Consider the following 7,629-nt stretch of genomic DNA (forward strand, 5'->3'; position numbering starts at 1 on the left):
ATGCTTAGCTCTATGGTTGAGTTGTTCAAAAATTCTGCTGCACATCACTAAAATGACAGCGTGTCCGCCTGTTTATATTTATCTAGTACTATGATTTCACAGGATATACCCTAGGTATATTTTTGTTTCTTTGATTTTTAGGCGCAGTCGAACAATCAGGTTTACCGCCATTTCCATCTAGTATTAATGAGACTTAACGGAGCAGATATGAGCCGATTTTTTATCAACAGCAAAGCAGCCTTAGTAGGTGATGCAATTGACGGTCTGTTGTACAGTAATAAACACAATAATCTGGCACGCCTTGATGTTGATGCGCAGATTAAAATCGTTGTCCGAAATGACTGGAAGCAGGATAAAGTCGCCATTATTTCCGGCGGCGGTTCCGGTCATGAGCCTGCACACGCGGGTTTTGTGGGTAAAGGTATGCTGACAGCAGCAGTATGTGGAGAGCTGTTTGCTTCACCAAGTGTTGATGCCGTACTGAATGCTATTGTCCATGTGACCGGTGAAAACGGCTGCTTGGTTATTGTAAAAAACTATACCGGTGACCGTTTAAATTTCGGACTGGCTTGTGAAAAAGCCAAGAAAATGGGTCTGAAAGTGGAGATGGTGATCGTCGATGATGATATCTCCATTCCAGATAATATTAACCCCCGAGGCATTGCCGGCACGTTATTTGTGCATAAAATTGCAGGTTACTCAGCTGAGCAGGGCGCCGCATTAGCTGAAGTAAAAACTGCCGCGCAGGGAGCAGTTGATGCTGCATCAAGCATCGGTGCCGCATTATCCTGCTGTTCATTGCCGGGTGAAGAAACCAGTCAGCGCATTGCCGAAGGTAAAGTTGAGCTGGGGCTTGGCATCCACGGTGAGCCTGGAATTACTACCGTTGATCTCACTGGCTGCCGTGATCTGGTGGATCTTATGGCAGCTAAACTTAAAGCCTGTTTATCTTGTGCGGATGCCAAAACCGCCGTACTGATCAATAACCTCGGTAGTGTATCACCGCTGGAAATGAGTTTGATCTGCAAAGATATTCTCGAATCAGAACTGCGCGATAATATTCATTTAGTTGTGGGGCCGGCGGCGCTGATGACCTCCATTGATATGAAAGGTTTCTCAATATCTATTCTGGAGCTAAGCGATGCACATCGACAGGCTCTGTCGGCACCTGTCGAAACCGAGGCATGGATCCCGCCGCTGGAATTACGCCAGTTAAATGTAGTGAAAAAAGCTAAAGTCGCAGTTAATTGTGCTTTTGAAGCATCGGAAAACACAGCCGCTGGTTTTGTTGTGACTAAGGTAACCCAGGCGTTAATTACGGCGGAAAAAGAACTGAATCATCTTGATTCTCTGGTGGGAGACGGTGATACCGGATCTACCTTTGCTGCTGGAGCTCGTCATATTCTGGCACTGCTTGAGGATAAAAATCTGCCGCTGAATGATACTGGTGCCTTACTGAGTATGGTTGGAGAGCAGCTGGCCGCCGCGATGGGGGGCTCATCGGGTGTGTTATTTTCAATATTCTTCACGGCAGCGGGCCGCGATTATAATCAGCATGGTAATACAGTGACGGCGTTAAAAGCCGGCCTTGCGCAGATGATGCAGTACGGCGGGGCAAAACCCGGCGATCGTACCATGATTGATGCACTGCATCCGGCCTTTATCGCCTGGGAAAAAGAAGGTTTACAAGCCGCTGTTGAAGCCGCCCGCATTGGTGCAGAAAGTACATCAAGTATGCTTACAGCGAAAGCCGGTCGTTCCTCTTATTTGAGCAGCGACAGTCTGCAGGGAGTTAAAGATCCGGGCGCACTGGCTGTTGAGCGGGTATTTGCGAGCTTTAAGGAATAAAAAAACAGCGGACAGATATTCACTTCTTAACTGCATAGAGGATTTTTAATATGAAAACACTTTATTTCGTTCAGCATGGAATTGCAGAGTCTAAGGATGTTGAGCCGAAAAGACCCTTATCGGATGCTGGTAGTGAGCAAGTTAAAAGAGTTGCCGGTTACTTAAAGGCTCATAACATTGTTATCCGTAAAATTTGTCATAGCGGAAAGTTACGGGCCGCTCAGACTGCAGTTCTGTTTTCTGAAATACTGGCTGTTGATGATGTCTCAGAACAGGACGCAATGAATCCTAATGACAATCCGGCTGAGCTGATTGAGAATATCTGCGATGATGCTGTTATGTATATCGGGCATTTACCCCATATCCAGAAGACTGCAGCTGAGATTATTACTAACAGCACTGTTTATCCGGTGCTTAAATTTCAGAATGCTGCGGTTGCCTGTATTGAAATTGAGAAAGGTGTCGGCTGTATAAAATGGTTTATTACACCTGATATGTGTTAGCTGCAGACGGCTTAGTTTTTATTTTAAGTACGGTAATTAATAGAAGGTGTAAAAGTATGGTAACAAAAATTATTCTAGATACGGATCCGGGAATAGATGATGCGATGGCGATAATCTTTGCCGAGGCAAGTCCTGATATTGAACTTATGGCAGTTACGACGGTTTTTGGTAATGCAACCATTGAAAATTCAACGCGTAATGCTTTGTACTTAAAACAAAAATATAAATTAAAGGCGGATGTAGCTCAAGGTGCCGATAAACCGCTGAGCAGAGCGCCGGTTGGCGCGACAACGGTTGTTCATGGTGAGAAAGGATTAGGCACTGTTGAGGCTCCAGAGCTGCTCGAGGTTGAAGCCGATTCCCGCCCTGCTTATCAGTATATTATTGATGCACTGACTGCAGAGCCCGGCGAGATCACGCTGGTTGCCGTCGGACCGCTGACAAATCTGGCGTTAGCATTAGCAGCAAAGCCTGAAATTGTTGATCTGGTAAAAGAAGTGGTTGTTATGGGCGGGGCATTTGGTGAGAACGGTCATAGAGGAAATGTATCACCTTATGCTGAAGCGAATATTTATGATGATCCTCATGCCGCCGACAGAGTATTTTCTGCAGACTGGCCGGTGGCGATTATCGGCCTTGATGTGACCGAAGAGAGTTTCTTCAGCAGTGAATATCTAGATCAGCTGCGGGATGATGCGGGTCAAGTTGGTCAGTTTATCTGGGATGTAAGCCGCTATTATCTTAAGTTTTATTGTGAAAGAGTGGGGCTGGAAGGTTGTCATGTTCATGATCCTTCGGCTATTGCTTATGTGATAAATCCGCAGCTGTTTACTATGCGCAGAGGTCCTGTACGCGTTGTCACCGAGGGCCCGGCTGCCGGGTATACGATACAAAAGTTTGAACAGCGAAAATATATGCATGATCAGTGGAAAGAAGGCGGCTCGCAGCTGGTGGGAGTGAAAGTACAGAGCGAATCTTTACTTGATCTTTACCGCCGGACCATTATAGATTTTAGTCAGAAGTTGTGAAAAGTGACAGCCGCTAAACAGGAAAAATAGCGAATCAAAGCATCCATTCTGCATTGATTCGCAGTCCGGTAAGTACTGCTCCCTAAGCCGCAAGTGCCGCAGTTTCCTGTATCCCTTCCTTAGTTGATCAATCTCACCTATTCCTACATGATAAATACCTATTAATTGAATATAAGTATTTGATCAGATTAGTGTAAAAAGGTAACGTTAAAGAATTAACGGACACTTCCAGCTGCGCTGACGGCCTAAGGAGACTCAGTGGAAAAAGTAACGGTTAGACATAGTGACAGTAATGATATTGCAGCCATTAAAGAGATCTATGCTGGTGAGCTGGCTTTCGGCGGTACATTGCAGCTTCCCTTTCCGTCACTGCAGAAATGGCAGTCACGGTTAAATGATCTGCCCAGCGGCGCTTACAGTTTTGTTGCTGAACTCGGTGGTGAAATTATTGGTCAGCTTGGTTTTGAGGCTTTCCAAAATCCCAGACGTAAGCATGCCGGCACCTTTGGTATGGCTGTTAAAGATAATCACCAGGGAAAAGGTGTTGGTAGTGAGCTGTTAGCAGCCGCAATAGAGTTGTCTGACAATTGGTTAAATTTACGCCGTCTTGAGTTAGAAGTTTATACAGATAATCAGGCTGCAGTTAAACTGTATAAAAAGTACGGTTTTCAAATCGAAGGAGAATCGCTTGATTTTGCTTTTCGAAACGGTGGTTTTGTTGATGTATACCGTATGGCTAGGGTATTAAAAAGGCAATAATCTACCGGACAGTTAAAAGACGGAACAACTTCAACCTGTACGGAACTGCTCGGCTGCAGTTTAATGATAAGAGGTAAAAATTGATAACCTTAAGAGATATGCACAGCAGCGAATTTTTAGATTATAAAAACATATTCGTTGATGAATATGCGAAAGATTTATCGGTCAATTATGGCCATACTCTTGAGCAGGCTACGGTCTTGGCTGAGAGCTCTTACGCAGAGCACTTTCCGAATAACAGACCTAAAGCAGATAATGTAATAATGTGTATAGAAGCCGACAAGCAGACCGTCGGTTATATACCTAAACCACTTGAAGATGCAGGAATCAGCAAGTCGAGAGGTGACTAGATTCAAGGCATAAAACCACAGGTCTAGCATTCTACATCAAGGTTTTATAACGCAGAAGATGGTTGACTCTCGCCTTGCCCTGCGGGAGCCTAGCTCGAAAATCAACACGGCGTTACAATATTTGAAAAGGGAAGAACCATTCTCTGCATATTGTGCCTTGTTCTGACTTCCGAGCTAAGCTCTGAATCTGCATCTTCAAGTGGTTTGGGTATACTGGTATGCGGTTAATAAAAGTGCTTCGAGTGCGTTTATTTATGATTTTTATATCGCTGATAAGTTCAGAAGTAAAGGTTATGGAGGCGGGGCTGTTTGTGCATTAGAATCGACATTAGCAGCCGGTGATATAAAGCGGATCAACCTTAGAGTTGCTTATGATAACCCCAGAGCATTAGCGCTTTATCAAAAAATAGGCTTTGCGGTTACAGGTTTAAATATGAGTAAAATAATTACTTAATCCGGCCTAGGCAGAAAAACTTTCTGTTTTGTTCTTTATGGAAGTTTACCAGCCGTATAAGAAAGTCTCGAAGCGTTTAAAGATATGGATATCTGTTGTATTACCAATAATATAAAAGAGAGAAATATTCAATGAACAAACCATTTCTTTACCATGGTCAGGATAGTGCCTGGCTTACTCCCGGTAGTAACAGTCTTCAGGTCATCATGGTCAGCTGTGTCGAAATGCTGGTTTCTGACGTATTTATTCGCTGTGAGCCCGATAACGAAGAGCAGCTGATTGTGATGAGGCGCGGTGAAAGCAAAGATCGTCTGCAGTACTGGTTTGGCGAGCTGCCGATAAACAGTGATAAAGATATTACTTTTTATACTTTTAAAGTGCTGCACAGCAGCGGTCAATGGTGGCTGCACGGCTGCGGTATATCACCGCGTGTCCCTGGCAAAGAACAACATTTCAAATATAACTGTCAGCATCAGCCTCCAGCGTGGGTTAAAGAGCAGGTTTTTTACCAGATTTTCCCGGATCGTTTTGCTAATGGAAATCCAGAAATTAGTGTGCAGTCTGGAGAATACTGTTTACGTGGAGAAGACAGGCCAACGGTTGCAAAAGAATGGGGCGAGGCTGTTTCTGAGCACGGTAGAACTGGCGCCAGTGAATTTTTCGGTGGTGATCTGCAGGGGATTTACAACAAGTTTGATTATCTGCAGGAGCTGGGTGTTACGGCGCTGTATTTAAATCCGATATTTGCGGCTCCAAGCAATCATAAATATGATACAACCGATTATTTGAACATTGATGTGCACCTCGGTACAAACGCACTTTTTGCCGAGATGGTTGAAGAGCTTCACCAGCGCGATATGAAGATCATGCTTGATGCTGTGTATAATCACACGTCAGCGGACCATGCCTGGTTTGATAAATACCAGCGTAATTCATCTGAACAGCCGGCCGGTGCCTATGATAATCCGGCTTCAGCTTACCGCCGCTTTTATCAGTTTAACGGTGAGAGTAATGAGTATATCGGCTGGAACGGCATAGCCAGTTTACCTAAACTGAATTTCTCAAATCCACAAGTTCAGGACTATATCTATGCTGGTGACGATGCGGTTATTAAGCACTGGCTGCGTCCGCCCTATAATATCGATGCCTGGCGCTTTGATGTTATTCATATGCTTGGTGAAGGTGCCGGTGCATTTAATAACGCTCATTATGTAAAAGCATTCCGCAATGCGGCTAAATCTGTTAATTCTGACTGTTATGTACTAGGAGAGCACTTCTTTGAAGCATCTCACTGGCTGCAGGGAGATCAGGAAGACGGCGCAATGAACTATTACGGCTTTTCCCATCCTATTCGTGCTTTCTTCGCGCAAAAAGATATCTCCTATCATGCATGCCGGATTGATGCGCCGCAGTTAGTGCAGTGGCTAAACGAAGCGCGGGTTAAGCTACCCTGGTTAAACCAGCTGTCGCAGCTCAATCAGCTGGACAGTCACGATACCATGCGCTTTCTCAGCATGGTCAATGATGATACTGAGACCATGCATTTAGCGCTGCTGATGTTGTTTGCCTATGTGGGAACTCCCTGTGTTTATTACGGCACCGAGGTTGAACTGCAGGGCGGGCAGGATCCTGACAACCGACGCTGTTTTCCATGGGAAAGAACCGAACCGGGCAATAAACCGCGGACCTTTGCACTGCTTAAACAACTTATAACACTAAGAAAGTCATCAGCAGCACTAACATCGGGCAGTATTCAGTGGTTAACGGCACAGGAGCAGTATTTTGCTTTTGCGCGAAGCACAGGTAGTGAATGTTATATCTGTGTTATTAATAATGGCGGCTCGCAGCAGACTGTCGATTTACCGCTCTGGCAGTTAGGAGTTGAATCCGGATTATTAGAAGATCAGCTCAGCGGTGAACAATGGGCAGTTAAAGACGGAGAGGTTTCGCTTACTCTCCCGGCTAAGCAGGGAGGGTTATTGTCTGTTGAACGCTAGCTGCAGCTGTAGTATTTCCGAAATTCCTCACTAGAGAGCAGCAGATTTCTGCTGCTTATATTTTCCTGGTAATATGCAGATGCTGTCTGAAACGGCTTTGCTTATTAAACGGGCCCGGCTAAGGAGTCGTTTGTGTTAAAAAGTATCCACCATGCTGCAGTTATCTGTTCCGATTATGAAAAGTCTAAATATTTTTATACTTCGATTCTTGGACTTGAGATAATCGCAGAAAATTACCGCCAGGAGCGTGATTCTTATAAACTTGATCTTAAACTGCCGGACGGTGGGCAGATTGAGCTGTTTTCTTTCCCCAGCCCGCCGAGCAGACCAAGCACTCCAGAGGCGATGGGTTTAAGACACCTGGCGTTTGTGGTTGAGTCCGTTGAAAAAGTTTGTGAATATTTAGAATCGTCAGGTATCGCAGTAGAGCCGATACGAATTGATCAATATACCGGTAAAAAATATACATTTTTCCAGGACCCAGACGCACTTCCTTTAGAGTTATATGAGCAGTAAAATATTTGTGCTTGTGTAAATAAACTATCTTTCTACCAATAAAAATTCTTTTTTTGCGACCCGCAGATGAACTTGTAGCTTCTCTGCGGAAAACAAGACTGTTTCTACCTCTACCTCTACCTCTACCTCTACCTCTACCTCTACCTCTACCTCTACCTCTACCTCTACCTCTAC

Annotated in this window: 8 protein-coding genes; all 8 read left to right on the forward strand. The window is 44.7% G+C overall.

Translation table 11 applies throughout. The features are described from left to right. Positions 1–207: 207 nt before the first annotated feature. The 8 genes from G327_RS0105840 to gloA2 all read left to right on the forward strand — a co-directional run bounded on the left by G327_RS0105840 (position 208) and on the right by gloA2 (position 7,455). Positions 208–1,848: a dihydroxyacetone kinase subunit DhaK gene (locus G327_RS0105840; RefSeq protein ID WP_019613825.1), complete on the forward strand. Its 1,641-nt coding sequence runs from the start codon at positions 208–210 to the stop codon at positions 1,846–1,848. Positions 1,849–1,898: 50 nt separating this feature from the next. Further along, the gene (gene sixA, locus G327_RS0105845) at positions 1,899–2,351 is read left to right on the forward strand and encodes a phosphohistidine phosphatase SixA (RefSeq protein ID WP_019613826.1); all 453 of its coding nucleotides are present in this window, start codon (positions 1,899–1,901) and stop codon (positions 2,349–2,351) included. Between the two features lie 56 nt (positions 2,352–2,407). Continuing rightward, on the forward strand, positions 2,408–3,379 hold the full coding sequence (locus tag G327_RS0105850) for a nucleoside hydrolase (protein ID WP_019613827.1): 972 nt from the start codon (positions 2,408–2,410) through the stop codon (positions 3,377–3,379). A gap of 258 nt (positions 3,380–3,637) precedes the next feature. Then, positions 3,638–4,138 (forward strand): GNAT family N-acetyltransferase, encoded by a 501-nt coding sequence (locus G327_RS0105855; protein ID WP_019613828.1) that lies wholly within the window; start codon positions 3,638–3,640, stop codon positions 4,136–4,138. Positions 4,139–4,218: 80 nt separating this feature from the next. Then, on the forward strand, positions 4,219–4,488 hold the full coding sequence (locus tag G327_RS0105860) for a hypothetical protein (RefSeq protein ID WP_026339207.1): 270 nt from the start codon (positions 4,219–4,221) through the stop codon (positions 4,486–4,488). A 199-nt stretch (positions 4,489–4,687) separates the two neighbouring features. Continuing rightward, entirely contained in the window at positions 4,688–4,942 is a 255-nt protein-coding gene (locus tag G327_RS24040; RefSeq protein ID WP_051090289.1) for a GNAT family N-acetyltransferase, read from the forward strand. 131 nt (positions 4,943–5,073) lie between these two features. Beyond that, a complete protein-coding gene (gene malZ / locus G327_RS0105870) occupies positions 5,074–6,939 on the forward strand; it encodes a maltodextrin glucosidase (protein ID WP_019613829.1) in 1,866 nt (621 codons plus the stop codon). Positions 6,940–7,071: 132 nt separating this feature from the next. Continuing rightward, positions 7,072–7,455, forward strand: a complete 384-nt coding sequence (gene gloA2, locus G327_RS0105875; protein ID WP_019613830.1) for an SMU1112c/YaeR family gloxylase I-like metalloprotein — start codon at positions 7,072–7,074, stop codon at positions 7,453–7,455. Positions 7,456–7,629: the final 174 nt, after the last annotated feature.

It is taken from the genome of Psychromonas ossibalaenae ATCC BAA-1528, from assembly GCF_000381745.1.
Classification (GTDB): Bacteria; Pseudomonadota; Gammaproteobacteria; order Enterobacterales; family Psychromonadaceae; genus Psychromonas; species Psychromonas ossibalaenae.

Coding starts and splice junctions, on each gene's coding strand:
- G327_RS0105840 (WP_019613825.1), top strand. CDS start 208: ATGAGCCGATTTTTTATCAACAGCAAAGCAGCCTTAGTAGGTGATGCA.
- sixA (WP_019613826.1), top strand. CDS start 1,899: ATGAAAACACTTTATTTCGTTCAGCATGGAATTGCAGAGTCTAAGGAT.
- G327_RS0105850 (WP_019613827.1), top strand. CDS start 2,408: ATGGTAACAAAAATTATTCTAGATACGGATCCGGGAATAGATGATGCG.
- malZ (WP_019613829.1), top strand. CDS start 5,074: ATGAACAAACCATTTCTTTACCATGGTCAGGATAGTGCCTGGCTTACT.